13 protein-coding genes are annotated in these 12,887 nt (G+C 56.5%); 5 read left to right on the top strand and 8 right to left on the bottom strand.

Annotated features, from left to right (window positions below; genetic code table 11):
- Nucleotides 1-140: 140 nt before the first annotated feature.
- The 3 genes from HFD87_RS12605 to xseA form a co-directional block, all read right to left on the bottom strand.
- Nucleotides 141-473 carry a protealysin inhibitor emfourin gene (locus HFD87_RS12605; protein WP_010671321.1) on the bottom strand — a complete coding sequence of 111 codons (333 nt, stop codon included), beginning with the start codon at nucleotides 471-473 and terminating at the stop codon, nucleotides 141-143.
- Nucleotides 470-1,483, bottom strand: a complete 1,014-nt coding sequence (locus tag HFD87_RS12600; RefSeq protein WP_033758623.1) for a M4 family metallopeptidase — start codon at nucleotides 1,481-1,483, stop codon at nucleotides 470-472. The genes HFD87_RS12605 and HFD87_RS12600 overlap by 4 nt, the downstream gene beginning before the upstream one ends.
- 446 nt (nucleotides 1,484-1,929) lie before the next feature.
- Complete coding sequence (xseA, locus tag HFD87_RS12595) at nucleotides 1,930-3,303, bottom strand: exodeoxyribonuclease VII large subunit (protein WP_033769693.1); 1,374 nt, start codon at nucleotides 3,301-3,303, stop codon at nucleotides 1,930-1,932.
- Nucleotides 3,304-3,471: 168 nt separating this feature from the next.
- Here xseA and guaB point away from each other — a divergent pair, with 168 nt between their 5' ends.
- From guaB to HFD87_RS12580, 3 genes are all read left to right on the top strand, one after another.
- A complete protein-coding gene (guaB, locus tag HFD87_RS12590; protein ID WP_010260119.1) occupies nucleotides 3,472-4,938 on the top strand; it encodes an IMP dehydrogenase in 1,467 nt (488 codons plus the stop codon).
- 68 nt (nucleotides 4,939-5,006) lie between these two features.
- Nucleotides 5,007-6,587, top strand: a complete 1,581-nt coding sequence (guaA, locus tag HFD87_RS12585; RefSeq protein ID WP_010671325.1) for a glutamine-hydrolyzing GMP synthase — start codon at nucleotides 5,007-5,009, stop codon at nucleotides 6,585-6,587.
- Between the two features lie 310 nt (nucleotides 6,588-6,897).
- Nucleotides 6,898-7,671 carry a DUF3750 domain-containing protein gene (locus HFD87_RS12580; protein ID WP_060680732.1) on the top strand — a complete coding sequence of 258 codons (774 nt, stop codon included), beginning with the start codon at nucleotides 6,898-6,900 and terminating at the stop codon, nucleotides 7,669-7,671.
- Between the two features lie 30 nt (nucleotides 7,672-7,701).
- On the opposite strand, the gene HFD87_RS12575 is transcribed toward HFD87_RS12580, so the two are convergent.
- On the bottom strand, nucleotides 7,702-7,881 hold the full coding sequence (locus tag HFD87_RS12575; protein WP_022624131.1) for a hypothetical protein: 180 nt from the start codon (nucleotides 7,879-7,881) through the stop codon (nucleotides 7,702-7,704).
- Nucleotides 7,882-8,074: 193 nt separating this feature from the next.
- Between HFD87_RS12575 and HFD87_RS12570 the strand changes: the two genes are divergently transcribed.
- Nucleotides 8,075-8,320, top strand: coding sequence for a hypothetical protein (locus HFD87_RS12570; protein ID WP_010671328.1), 246 nt, complete (start codon nucleotides 8,075-8,077; stop codon nucleotides 8,318-8,320).
- A 20-nt stretch (nucleotides 8,321-8,340) separates the two neighbouring features.
- Nucleotides 8,341-8,838, top strand: a complete 498-nt coding sequence (locus HFD87_RS12565; RefSeq protein WP_010671329.1) for an AlpA family transcriptional regulator — start codon at nucleotides 8,341-8,343, stop codon at nucleotides 8,836-8,838.
- A 3-nt stretch (nucleotides 8,839-8,841) separates the two neighbouring features.
- On the opposite strand, the gene mgtE is transcribed toward HFD87_RS12565, so the two are convergent.
- The 4 genes from mgtE to ppx all read right to left on the bottom strand — a co-directional run bounded on the left by mgtE (nucleotide 8,842) and on the right by ppx (nucleotide 12,885).
- On the bottom strand, nucleotides 8,842-10,275 hold the full coding sequence (mgtE, locus tag HFD87_RS12560) for a magnesium transporter (RefSeq protein ID WP_010671330.1): 1,434 nt from the start codon (nucleotides 10,273-10,275) through the stop codon (nucleotides 8,842-8,844).
- A gap of 140 nt (nucleotides 10,276-10,415) precedes the next feature.
- Nucleotides 10,416-10,601, bottom strand: coding sequence for a YfgG family protein (locus HFD87_RS12555; protein WP_010671331.1), 186 nt, complete (start codon nucleotides 10,599-10,601; stop codon nucleotides 10,416-10,418).
- Between the two features lie 101 nt (nucleotides 10,602-10,702).
- On the bottom strand, nucleotides 10,703-11,317 hold the full coding sequence (gene tehB, locus HFD87_RS12550) for a tellurite resistance methyltransferase TehB (RefSeq protein WP_010671332.1): 615 nt from the start codon (nucleotides 11,315-11,317) through the stop codon (nucleotides 10,703-10,705).
- A gap of 41 nt (nucleotides 11,318-11,358) precedes the next feature.
- A complete protein-coding gene (ppx, locus tag HFD87_RS12545) occupies nucleotides 11,359-12,885 on the bottom strand; it encodes an exopolyphosphatase (RefSeq protein WP_010260078.1) in 1,527 nt (508 codons plus the stop codon).
- Nucleotides 12,886-12,887: the final 2 nt, after the last annotated feature.

The raw sequence follows: 12,887 nt of genomic DNA, 5'->3' as shown, positions 1-12,887 counted from the left end.
GCTCGTCCCGCGCCGTCCATGGCGCGGGACGCTTTCCTCCTCTGAACGTGTTACCTTCGCTTTAAGCTCATTTGTCGCTAACAGATGCACATCGAATTATCAGCAGTCTGAGCGCCGACATAGTCGGCCCTTTTTTTTGCTTATTTGCCGTCGCGCCACAGCGCCTGCAACTCAGGTGGCGCCACCTGTTCCGGAATCAACAGCACTATCGTCCCGACCTCGCGGTGGGTTGCATACTGAATCTGGATGCGAAAATAGCGCTGGTCGCCACTGCCCACCTGCGCGGCTTTCTCCTCAGGTTCGCCCAGCGGCATCGCCTGCTGCAGCGCATGGCAGACGCGTTCTCTTTCTGGCGGCGGCAGATCGCCCAGCATAAAGCGTCGTTCGGCGCGTAGCCCCGGAATAAAGGCCATGCCGCCTTCACGCGCGACGATGATGGTGGCGTCATCAGTGAGTTCGGGCAGGTCACTCATAGCACGCCAACCTCCTTCCACGCCTGTTCAATGGCACTGCCGACCGATTCGTTGAACCGTTTTTTACCATGCTGAACGGTGAAGCGGGCAAAGGTCTTAAAGTCAGCATCCTGTGGCAGTTCGTCGTCACACACCGTGTCGTACCAGGCATATCCCGCCTGTTCCCACGCATAACCACCCAGCGCTGTTGCTGCCAGATAAAAAGCCCGGTTAGGGATGCCGGAGTTGATATGAACCCCGCCATTATCTTCACGTGTCTTCACGTAGTGATCCATATGCGCCGGTTGCGGATCTTTGCCCAGCATCGGGTCATCATAGGCCGAGCCAGGTTCAGACATCGATCGCAGACCACGCCCATTGATGCCGCTTGCCAGCAGGCCTTCGCCGATAATCCAGTCCGCCTCATCGGCGCGCTGTTTTTTACTGAACTGTTTCACCAGCGAGCCAAACACATCTGACAGTGACTCGTTCAGTGCACCAGCCTGCTCGAAGTAGATCAAGCCGGCTTCATTTTCCGTCACGCCATGCGCCAGTTCGTGCGCCACAACGTCAATCGCAATGGTGAAGCGATTAAAGATTTCGCCGTCACCATCACCAAATACCATTTGCTGACCGTTCCAGAAGGCGTTCTGGTATTTGTCACCGTAGTGCACGGTACCGAGCAATTTCAGCCCCTGATTATCCAGCGAATTACGCTGATAAGCCTGCCAGAAGAAGTCATAGGTTACGCCAAGATAGTCCCATGCTTCCTCAGCCGCCACGTCGTCATTGCCGGGCTGGCCCTCCTGACGAATCAACTTACCTGGCAGGGTCTGCTGACTTTGCGCATCATAAATTTCACGATCCACGTGGCCGCCTGCCGCGGATTTTGCCACCGGCTGCTTTTGCCAGTGTTCCGCCATCAGGTGCTGGACGTGTGTCAGGGTGCGACGCGCCTGCTCCTGCTGGTGGCCGGAACCGTGCGCGATGATTTTGCGAAGGATATAGGGAGGAATAACGCAATAAGCCATCTGAAACTCCTTGGCGACAGGGAATGTGCCAGAAAGTATAGACCCGTCAGGCTGGTTAGACCTCATTAGTGAGGCCAGCGTTAAGTGTAAAAGTGTGAGCTGACGGGCAGAGTCAGGAGGCGGTTTTGCGGCGGCGCTTTTCTGAGGCAACAACGTTGGCAAGCCATCTGAAACGCCCTGGCGACAGGGAATGTGCCAGAAAGTATAGACCCTTCAGGCTGGTTAAACCTCATTAGTCAGGCCAGCGTTAAGTGTAAAAGTGTGAGCTGACGGGCAGAGTCAGGAGGCGGTTTTGCGGCGGCGGTTTTCTGAGGCAACACCTTTGGCAAGCCATCTGAAACGCCCTGGCGACAGGGAATGTGCCAGAAAGTATAGACCCTTCAGGCTGGTTAAACCTCATTAGTAAGGCCAGCGTTAAGTGTAAAAGTGTGAGCTGACGGGCAGAGTCAGGAGGCGGTTTTGCGGCGGCGCTTTTTCTCAGGCAGTAACTGCGTCACCTGGCTTTCAACCCAGCCATCATCAAGACGGGTACGGAGCAGGTCGCCGCTCTGGAGCTGTGCGGTTTTCTTCACCACCTGTCCGGCAGTGTCGGTGGTCACGCTAAAACCGCGCGCCAGCGTCGCCAGCGGGCTGACGCCTTCCAGCTGCGCCACCAACTGACCAAAGTGCTGTTTGCTGGTGCTCAGCTGTTTTGTCATGCTCTGCTGCAGGCGGTAGTGCCAGCTTTGCAGCTGTTTTTGCGCATCGAACAGCCGCTGCTGAGGCTGCTGGGCATTGAGTCGATGCGACAGACGATCCTGCTGACGCGTGGCCTGACGCAGGTGGGTTTCCATTGCTTCCCCCAGTCGCTGCTGCAGGCGGAACAGGGCGGTCTGCTGACGGGCCAGACGCAGCTGCGGATGCTGCTGTTGCAGACGATGCTCAAGGCGGGAGTAAAGCCGCTGCTGACGTGCCAGGTAGTAATCCATCGCCATCTCCAGCCGCTGTTGCTGTGACTGCAACTGACGCAGTAACTCCAGCTGGTTACGGCTGACAATTTCAGCCGCGGCGGAAGGGGTGGGTGCACGTAAATCGGCAACGAAGTCGGCAATGGTGACATCGGTTTCATGACCCACCGCGCTGACGATGGGAATGCGGCTGGCAAAAATGGCGCGCGCCACGCGTTCATCGTTAAAGCCCCACAAATCTTCCAGCGAACCGCCGCCGCGTCCGACAATTAAGACGTCGCACTCGTTGCGCAGGTTGGCGATTTCAATTGCGCGGACGATAGCCGCTGGCGCATCGACGCCCTGAACCACGGTCGGATAGATAACCACGGGCAGAGAGGGATCACGGCGATGCAGCACGCGTAACACATCGTGCAGCGCCGCGCCGGTGGAAGAGGTGATTACCCCGACCTGACGCGCCGGTTCCGGCAGCGGTTGCTTATGCTGCGGATCAAATAGTCCTTCGGTGGCCAGTTTTGCTTTCAGCAGTTCAAACTGCTGCTGCAGCAAGCCTTCACCCGCCGGATGCATACTTTCGGCAATCAGCTGATAGTCACCGCGTGGCTCATAGAGAGTGATGTTGGCGCGAACCAGCACCTGCTGACCATGCTGCGGACGAAAGGTAACGCGTCGGTTACTGTTGCGGAACATAGCACAGCGAACCTGAGCGCCATCATCTTTCAGCGTGAAGTACCAGTGACCGGATGCCGGTTGCGTGAAGTTGGAGATCTCGGCGCTGATCCAGACCAGGCCCATCTCTTTCTCCAGCAGCTGACGCACTGTCGTATTGAGACGGCTGACGGTAAAAATATTGGCGATGGGTGGCAGCGACATGTGACGAAGATCAAATTCCAAATCAGCAGGTTAATTCATCGATACTACAGGGCTGCCAGTGCGGATCAAGAGTTTTTCGTAAATAATGCTGGAGGCAATCGATTACGGCCTGTATAATGCCGCGGCAATATTTTATCTATTCTCAATCACCCGAGGTGGAGTATTGCCATGTTAAGAATCGCTAAAGAAGCACTCACTTTTGACGACGTTCTGCTCGTCCCTGCACACTCCACCGTCCTGCCGAATACGGCCGATCTCGGCACCCAGCTGACCAAAAATATCCGTTTAAATATTCCTATGCTCTCCGCTGCCATGGACACCGTGACCGAGTCGGGTCTGGCGATTGCGCTGGCACAGGAAGGCGGGCTTGGCTTCATCCATAAAAATATGTCAATCGAACGCCAGGCGGACGAAGTGCGCAAGGTGAAGAAACATGAAAGCGGCGTGGTGACTGAACCACAGACCGTCCTGCCAACCACCCCACTGGCTGACGTTAAAGCGCTGACCGAGCGCAACGGCTTTGCGGGCTATCCGGTGGTTAACCGCGACAACGAACTGGTGGGTATCATCACCGGTCGTGACGTGCGCTTTGTCACTGACCTTTCACAGCCTGTCTCTGCAGTCATGACCCCGAAAGATCGTCTGGTGACGGTGAAAGAGGGCGAAGCGCGCGATGTGGTGCTGCACAGGATGCATGAAAAGCGCGTTGAGAAAGCGCTGGTGGTGGATGACAGCTTCCATCTGCTGGGCATGATCACCGTTAAAGATTTCCAGAAAGCCGAACGTAAACCTAACGCCTGTAAAGATGAGCAGGGTCGTCTGCGTGTCGGTGCGGCAGTTGGCGCAGGTGCAGGTAACGAAGAGCGTATCGATGCGCTGGTTGCAGCGGGCGTTGACGTGCTGCTGATTGACTCTTCACACGGCCATTCTGAAGGCGTGCTGTCACGTATCCGTGAAACCCGTGCCAAATACCCGGACCTTGAAATCGTCGGCGGCAACGTAGCCACCGGTGCCGGCGCACTGGCGCTGGTTGCGGCAGGTGTCAGCGCCGTTAAAGTGGGTATCGGCCCGGGCTCTATCTGTACTACCCGTATCGTGACCGGCGTGGGCGTTCCGCAGATCACTGCCGTCTCTGACGCAGTCACCGCGCTGGAAGGCACCGGTATTCCGGTGATTGCCGATGGCGGTATCCGTTTCTCCGGTGACATCGCGAAAGCGATCGCCGCCGGTGCGTCCTGTGTCATGGTCGGTTCGATGCTGGCGGGGACCGAAGAGTCACCGGGCGAGATCGAACTTTATCAGGGCCGTTCGTTCAAATCCTATCGCGGTATGGGTTCACTGGGCGCGATGTCTAAAGGCTCTTCTGACCGCTACTTCCAGACCGATAACGCCGCTGACAAACTGGTGCCGGAAGGTATCGAAGGTCGCGTGGCCTATAAAGGCCGTCTGAAAGAGATCGTGCATCAGCAGATGGGCGGCCTGCGCTCGTGCATGGGCCTGACCGGTTGCCCGACCATTGATGACCTGCGCACTAAGGCGGAGTTTGTCCGCATCAGCGGCGCCGGCATCAATGAGAGCCACGTGCATGATGTGACCATCACCAAAGAGTCACCGAACTACCGCATGGGTTCATAATCCCGATTTCCCGCCCGGCTTCAGCCGGGCGCTTTTATTGATCAAGTCACCGTTCTGGAAAACCCTCAATGACGACGGAAAATATCCATAAGCATCGCATTCTGATTCTCGATTTCGGCTCACAATATACTCAGCTGGTTGCACGTCGCGTGCGCGAGCTGGGCGTTTACTGTGAACTCTGGGCATGGGATGTCACCGAAGAGCAGATTCGCCAGTTCAACCCAAGCGGCATCATCCTTTCCGGTGGTCCGGAAAGCACCACCGAACTGAACAGCCCGCGTGCGCCTGAATATGTCTTCAGCGCTGGCGTGCCGGTGCTGGGTGTCTGCTACGGTATGCAGACGATGGCGATGCAGCTGGGCGGCACCGTTGCTGGCTCAACCGAGCGTGAGTTTGGTTATGCGCAGGTTGAAGTGACGACGCCAAGCGCCCTGGTTCGCGATATTGAAGATGCGATCAGCGCCGCTGGCAAACCGCTGCTGGATGTCTGGATGAGCCACGGCGACAAAGTCACGGCGATCCCGGCTGACTTCGTGACCGTTGCCAGCACAGAAACCTGTCCGTTCGCCATCATGGCTAACGAAGAGAAGCGCTTCTACGGCGTGCAGTTCCACCCGGAAGTGACCCATACCCGCCAGGGCCTGCGGATGCTTGAGCGCTTCGTTATCGACATCTGTGAATGTGAAGCCCTGTGGACGCCAGCCAAAATCATTGAAGATGCGGTTGAACGCCTGCGTGTGCAGGTCGGCAACGACAAAGTGATCCTTGGCCTGTCAGGTGGTGTTGACTCCTCCGTGACGGCAATGCTGCTGCATCGCGCCATTGGCGACCGTCTGACCTGTGTGTTCGTAGATAACGGCCTGCTGCGCCTGAACGAAGCACAACAGGTTATGGATATGTTTGGCGACCACTTCGGCCTCAACATTATTCACGTTGAAGGCGAAGCGCGCTTCCTCGACGCGCTGGCAGGTGAGAATGAGCCGGAAGCGAAACGTAAAATTATCGGTCGCGTCTTTGTGGAAGTCTTCGACGAAGAAGCGCTGAAGCTGCAGGACGTTAAGTGGCTGGCACAGGGCACCATCTATCCGGATGTTATTGAGTCTGCGGCCTCTGCAACCGGTAAGGCGCACGTCATCAAATCGCATCACAACGTCGGCGGCCTGCCGAAAGAGATGAAGATGGGCCTGGTTGAGCCGCTGCGTGAGCTGTTCAAAGATGAAGTGCGTAAGATTGGTCTGGAGCTGGGCCTGCCTTACGACATGCTCTATCGCCATCCGTTCCCGGGCCCAGGTCTGGGCGTGCGCGTGCTGGGCGAAGTGAAGAAAGAGTATTGCGACCTGCTGCGCCGTGCCGATGCCATCTTCATTGAAGAGCTGCATAAAGCGGATCTCTATAACAAAGTCAGCCAGGCCTTCACCGTCTTCCTGCCGGTACGTTCAGTCGGCGTAATGGGCGATGGCCGTAAATATGACTGGGTTGTCTCGCTGCGTGCGGTGGAAACCATCGACTTTATGACCGCACACTGGGCACACCTGCCGTATGATTTCCTGGGCCGTGTCTCTAACCGCATCATCAATGAAGTCGACGGCATCTCCCGCGTGGTGTATGACATCAGCGGTAAGCCACCAGCGACAATAGAGTGGGAATAACCTGGCCTCAGCCAGTTAATCCCTGATAAGTCTGCAGCCCGCTCCTCAGCGGGCTTTTTTTATTGCTCTGACCGTGCGCAGACTCGCTGTTTTAACCTTTCAGCACATCCAGGTCCGTCGCTGGTGTTTTCCTGTTCACTTTGCCGGAAATTACGCTATCCTCCATGCAGTAAAAGCCCGCAACTGACGTCAGTTGTGTCCCGCTCTTAACCGCCGCTTTCACCGATCGTCCGTATCCCAAAGCCGCCGCTTACTGAAACCGCCTGCTGAACAGGCGATTCGCGATTCTTACGTCACCAGGAATGTTGTCATGCTCTCACTTAAAGTGTTCAGCCTGTTTTTTGTTGCCGTACTGCTGCTATCGCTGGGAGCCAGCATTGCGCAGGCGACGCGTCACAGCGAAACCGCAGAGCCGGGCGGCTGGGCGACCGCCCGACGTGATTCGTCCGGGATAGCACCCGACCCGCGCGCTTTATATAGCCTGGCTATTGTACAGGTCTATGCTGCGCCGACCTATGGCTGGAAAGGGGCGGTGGCGGTGCATCCGTGGATCATCTTCAAGCGCGCAGGTGAAACTCGATTCACTCGCTACGAAGTGATTAGCTGGGGCAGCGGCGATAAAGTCCGGCGCAACACCAACCTGCCTGATGGCTACTGGTATGGCGCAAAACCGCGGCTGCTGGTGGAACATCGCGGACCGGAAGCAGAAGCGATGATCCCGCAGATTGAAGCCGCCATTCAATCCTATCCGTGGCCGACAACCTATCGCGCCTGGCCTGGACCAAACAGCAACACCTTCCTGGCGCATATTGGCCGCGAAGTACCCGCTTTAAGGCTTGATCTGCCCGCTAACGCGCTGGGTAAAGATTACCGGCCACTGTGGCGTCCGGTCGGGCTGCCGCCATCCGGGCGCGGTGTGCAGGTGTCGATTCTGGGTGTGGCGGGAGTGACGCTGGGTGCAGAAGAGGGATTTGAAGTGAATCTGCTGGGCCTGAACATGGGAGTCGATTTCACACCGTTCCGGCTGCGTCTGCCGTTTATTGGCGGCCTGGGAAATGACAACCTTCAGCAGGATAAGCCCTGACAGTCTGGCCCCGTCAGGGGCCGTTTCACTTCAGCACACGCCAAAGTCACCCTCTTCGTGATAGAGATTGACGCTCTCTGCTTTCACTTCGATCTCTTTTTTCGCCGCATCATCAACGCGTGCACACCATAAGGTGTCACCTTCGACGCGCAGCACCTGCATTTTCGGGCCGCCGGTTTTAGACTGAACAAAATCCTCTGCTTTAAACATATTGCCTCCGTTGATTATCGTTTCTGCTGCCAGATGACTTCTGGCGCTGATCGTTTTTTGTGTGACGTTTTCCAGTTTATACCCTGACTGTTTTACTGCGAGAAAAAGTCTGCGCATGCTGAGCCGCACTAAGATAATTTCATAGGGTTGTCAGTTGACAACTTATCAATTCAGCGTCAGGATAGGGAAAAATATGGCAAGGAAGCGGCATCCCAACAAAGAGATCGAAACGGCGTTACGCTACGCCGAATCCCATGGCTGGCTGGTCGTCACGGGAGGCCATCACGCCTGGGGCAAAATGTACTGTCCGAAAAATCTGTTGATGTGCCGATGTGGGGAGTTTTGTCTGACCTGTATCTGGAGCACACCAAAAAACGCACATCAGCATGCCCGCGCGCTGCGGCGCGTGGTCGACAACTGTCACTATCTGAAGTCCTGATGCAGCACAAGGAGAAGCATATGGAATATTGTTTCACATTACGGTTCAGCCTGCCGGAAGGGCACGCGCCGGTGGATGAACTGCTGGAAACGCTGGCAGCGGCAGGCTGTGATGATGCGCTAATCGGCCTGGGCATGCCGGGCAGAATTGCACTGGAGTTCACCCGCGAGTCTGACTCCGCAACGGATGTATTGAAGCAGGCAGAAGAGGATGTGCTGCGTGCGATACCGGGAGCCACGCTGGTGGAAGCCGCACCCGATTTTGTGGGATTGACGGATGTGGCGGAGATCATCGGCATGACGCGTCAGAATATGCGTAAGCTGATGCTCAGCCACCGCCCGCCGTTTCCGCTGCCGGTGCATGACGGTAAAACCGCCATCTGGCACTTAGCGGATGTGCTGGAGTGGCTGATTCAGCGTGGTAACTATACGCTGCCTGCGGCGACCCGAGAGCTGGCACAGGTAACGCGGCAGCGCAATCTTAACGGGTCGCTGCAACGTTACGGCCTGCAAGCCTGAAGATTAGTGCGGCAGCAGGAAGATCGTCGCCAGTCCCAGGAAAATAAAGAAGCCGCCGGTGTCAGTAAGGGCGGTGATCAATACGCTGGAGCCGACGGCGGGATCGCGATTCATTTTAGTCATGACCAGCGGCACCAGCACGCCCATCAGCGCGGCCAGCAGCAGATTCAGCGCCATGGCCAGCATCATAACGCCGCCCAGCGCCATATTGTCATACATCAGCCAGGTGATACCGCCCATGATGCCGCCCCAGAACAGGCCGTTGATCAGCGCCACGCCAAGCTCGCGGACGATCAAAAACGAAAAGTTGCCCGGTTCAACCTGATGTAAGGCCAGCGCCCGCACAATCATGGTGATGGTCTGATTACCGGTATTGCCGCCGATACCCGCGACGATCGGCATCAGCGTGGCCAGCGCCACGATTTGCGAAATCGTCCCTTCAAACAGCCCGATAACCCGTGAGGCGACAAAGGCGGTACAGAGGTTAATCGCCAGCCAGGCCCAGCGTTTACGTACCGATTTACGCACCGGCGCGAACACATCCTCTTCCTGACTGATCCCCCCCATTTTACGAATGTTGCTTTCGTTTTCGGCATTCACCAGGTCGATGATGTCTTCAATGGTCACGCGGCCAATCAGCTTGCCTTTGGCGTCGGTGACGGCGGCAGAAATGAGGTTATAACGTTCAAAGGCGCTGGCTGCGTCTTCGGCCTTATCATTGAGCTGGAAGGTGGTAGGGCGCGCGTTCATCACGTCGCTCACCAGGGTTTTGGGTTTGTTAAGCAGGATGTCCGTCAGCAGCAGTTCGCCCAGCAGCTGATTATCTTTATTGGTGATAAAGAGTTTATCGGTACCGCCCGGCATGCTTTTGCGCTTGCGCAGAAAGCGTTGCACCGTTGCAAGCGTGACATCTTCACGCACCGTCAGGATATTGAAATCCATCACCCGGCCCACGCGGTCACGGTCAAGCTGCACCATATCGAGCATGCGGGCGCGCAGGGCGGGCTCCACAGTTGCCAGCAGGCGTCCGGTCAGGTCACGTGGCAGATAACGCGCCAGCCAGACCTGATCGTCGATATCCAGCGGCTGGATAGCGCGCAGGATATCGCGGTCGCTCATCTCTTCGGTGAGGCTGGCCCAGACCGTTTCAGACGCTTCAACCAGCACATGGCCGCGCCGCTCGTTCGGCACCAGCCGCCACAGCGCCTGACGTTCTTCTTCGGGCAGGGCTTCGAGAATATCCGCGAGGTCAGCGGCATGCAGTTGCAGAATGTCCTGTTCCAGCGCGTCACGCTGGGCCGCATTTTCACGTTGCTGTTCAGGATTGAGATCGCCCGATTTCTCCAGCAGGGCATCAACCAGATCGTGCTCGCTGAGCAGCAGCGTCAGAATGCGATGACGTATTTCACTTAAACGTTGAGAGTGAGAGGCAGACACATTGGATCCCTTAAGTCTGAAAGCACCAGCACGAAGTGTAGCGTTTCGCCTGAAAAAGGGATGCAAAAAAGAGTCCAGTTGTCTGGATAACATTTACGTATCAGGTGCGTTTCAGGCGAAAGGTCGTTATTGGTTATTCGCTATCGCGTATCGCCTGATGTTATGGCAACCGGTTCAGGAATAGCTTTCTGTTGCTGATGATGCTCGAAGGCAGCAGGCAGGATAAAAATCAGGCGACTAAAAAGAATGATAAAACTAATCAGCAGCACAATGCGGGTCATGGTGCCGGTTTTTTGACGTCTTCGGGGAGAAATAGCGCTGTTCACGCGGGGTGGTTCCTGTAATGACCCCATCTGGGGCGACTGCAATATTTAGTCACAGTCGCCTGATGAAATCAATCGCTGTTGAAAAAAACAGCAGATAAAGATCAGTAACTCGCTTTTTGCGCCAGCAGCGTCGCAAACCGACAGGTGATGCGGTTGCCATTTTCATCTGTGCGATGCAGCTGACCGGGGTGCTCGTTGTACTTCACGATGTGCCAGTTGCGGTAGTAGTGGCTGAGCTCACCTGATTTAAACGCAAAGGAGAAATCAGCCGGGCAGGGCATATCGTCCGTGTTCATCGCCGCCACGATCAGGTTAAAACCGTCTCTGACCGTACAGGCCTGCATGTCGGCAATCAGCTGCGGAATAGTCTGCGGCTGCAGGAACATCATCACCACAGTCGATAGCACAAAGTTGAAGCCGCCATTAAAGCGCGTGTTGTTCAGGTCGCGCTGCTCGGTATGAATGCCGCTGAGATTTTCCTGCGCAATAATCTCCTGCAGGCGCGCCAGGCTTTGCGGATTATGATCCCACGCCGTGACGTCAAAACCGTGCTGATTCAGAAACAGCGTATTGCGTCCCACGCCACAGCCAAGGTCAAGCGCCTTGCCGACGTTGAGCTGGGGCAGCGCCGCAACCACTTCGGAGTGGGGCGGCGTTAAACCATAGGTTTCGGCAAAATAATTTTCGCCTGAAAGGGGTGCGGTTGGTTGTGTCATATTCATCATTTCAGTTAAACGGGCGCCAGGCGCCCGTGTTGTCAGACTTCTTCTTCGAGGATCAGTTTCCATCCCGTGACGTCATTCCAGTAAACCTGCTCCCGTTCAAGATCGAGCTGAACCAGGTTGTTCTGCGTGAAGTAGCCCGCCGGGAAGGTCAGCGTCCAGTGGCCATCATCGCATTTCAGGGTTAACGCCTCCGGACGCGTGGTGGCCTGTCGCTGATTATTCAACAGGGTACCCAGGCGAAGCAGGAAGATCAGCGGTACAAACTGCTTTTTCTTGAACAGCGTCACGCGCGGCAGCTCATCAAGCTTTATCGCTTTACGATGGAATCTGACCAGCGCCGCCAGCAGCATCTGCTGATCCTGATTGAAGCCCGGCAGGTTGGTGTTTTGCAGAATATAGGCTGAATGGCGTTGCAGGCCGCTGTGATTGATGGTCAGGCCCACTTCGTGCAGCATCGCCGCCCATTTCAGCAGTGCGGCCAGTTGTGGATTCGCCAGTTTCTGATTCTGCTCGCGCCACTGCAGATAAAGCTGCTCGGTGGTGTCGAGCACGCGTCGTGCCTGATCGCTGTCGATAGCATAATGGTTCGCCAGACTCTGTGCGGTACGGCTGCGAATATCCTGATGGCGGAAACGGCCCTCCATCTCATAGAGCACGCCTTCACGCAGCGCACCGTCGGAGAGGCGCAATTCGCGAATGGCCAGCGCATCAAATACGCCGCAAAGAATCGCCAGCCCGGGTACAAACACGCCTTTACGCTCTTCCGACAGACCTGGCAGGCTGAGTGCAGCAAAGGATTTGTGTTTCATCACCTCGTCATAGAGCTTTTCGAGGCGCTCAGGCGTAATCAGCTTCTCTTTTTCATCCATCGCCAGCAGCACTTCGCAGGCGGCTTTGATGGTGCCGGACGCGCCCAGCGCATATTGCCAGCCATGCAGACGATATTGCCACGCCAGCGTTTCCAGCTTCTGCGCGGCCGCTAAACGGGCGCGACGGAAGTTTTCACGGCTGATTTCACCTTTCGGGAAATAGAGCTGGGCGAAACTGACGCAACCCATGCGTCGGCTCTCAACCAGTTGCGGTTCAAAATCCTCGCCAATGACCAGCTCGGTTGATCCGCCGCCGATATCGATCACCAGCTTGCGACCTTTCTCCGGCTGGGTATGTTCAACGCCCATAAAGATCAGGCGAGCCTCTTCATGGCCCGAAATCACCTCGATCGGATAGGGGATCACCTCGGCCGCTCGTTGCAGGAAGGTTTCGGCGTTGACCGCCTCGCGCAGCGTGTGGGTACCGACAATCGTCACGTTGCTCGGACTGAACCCCTGCAGGCGCTCGGCGAACAGGGCCAGGCAGGCTAACCCTCGCTCCATCGCTTCCTCGCTGAGGTTGTGCCGGGCATCCAGCCCGTCAGCCAGATGGACGCGCTGCTTAAGGCGGCCCAGTACCTGCATCGCACCATCGACAACCCGCGCAATCACCATATGGAAACTGTTCGAGCCCAGGTCAATCGCCGCAAACTCCTGGGGTTTTGGCGTACTTTTATGAGAAATTGGCATAG

The sequence above is a fragment of the Pantoea sp. EKM21T genome (assembly GCF_011800405.1).
Taxonomy (GTDB): domain Bacteria; phylum Pseudomonadota; class Gammaproteobacteria; order Enterobacterales; family Enterobacteriaceae; genus Pantoea; species Pantoea agglomerans.
The sequence above is the reverse complement of the archived record's forward strand: the minus strand, read 5'-3'. Positions and strand labels throughout refer to the sequence as shown.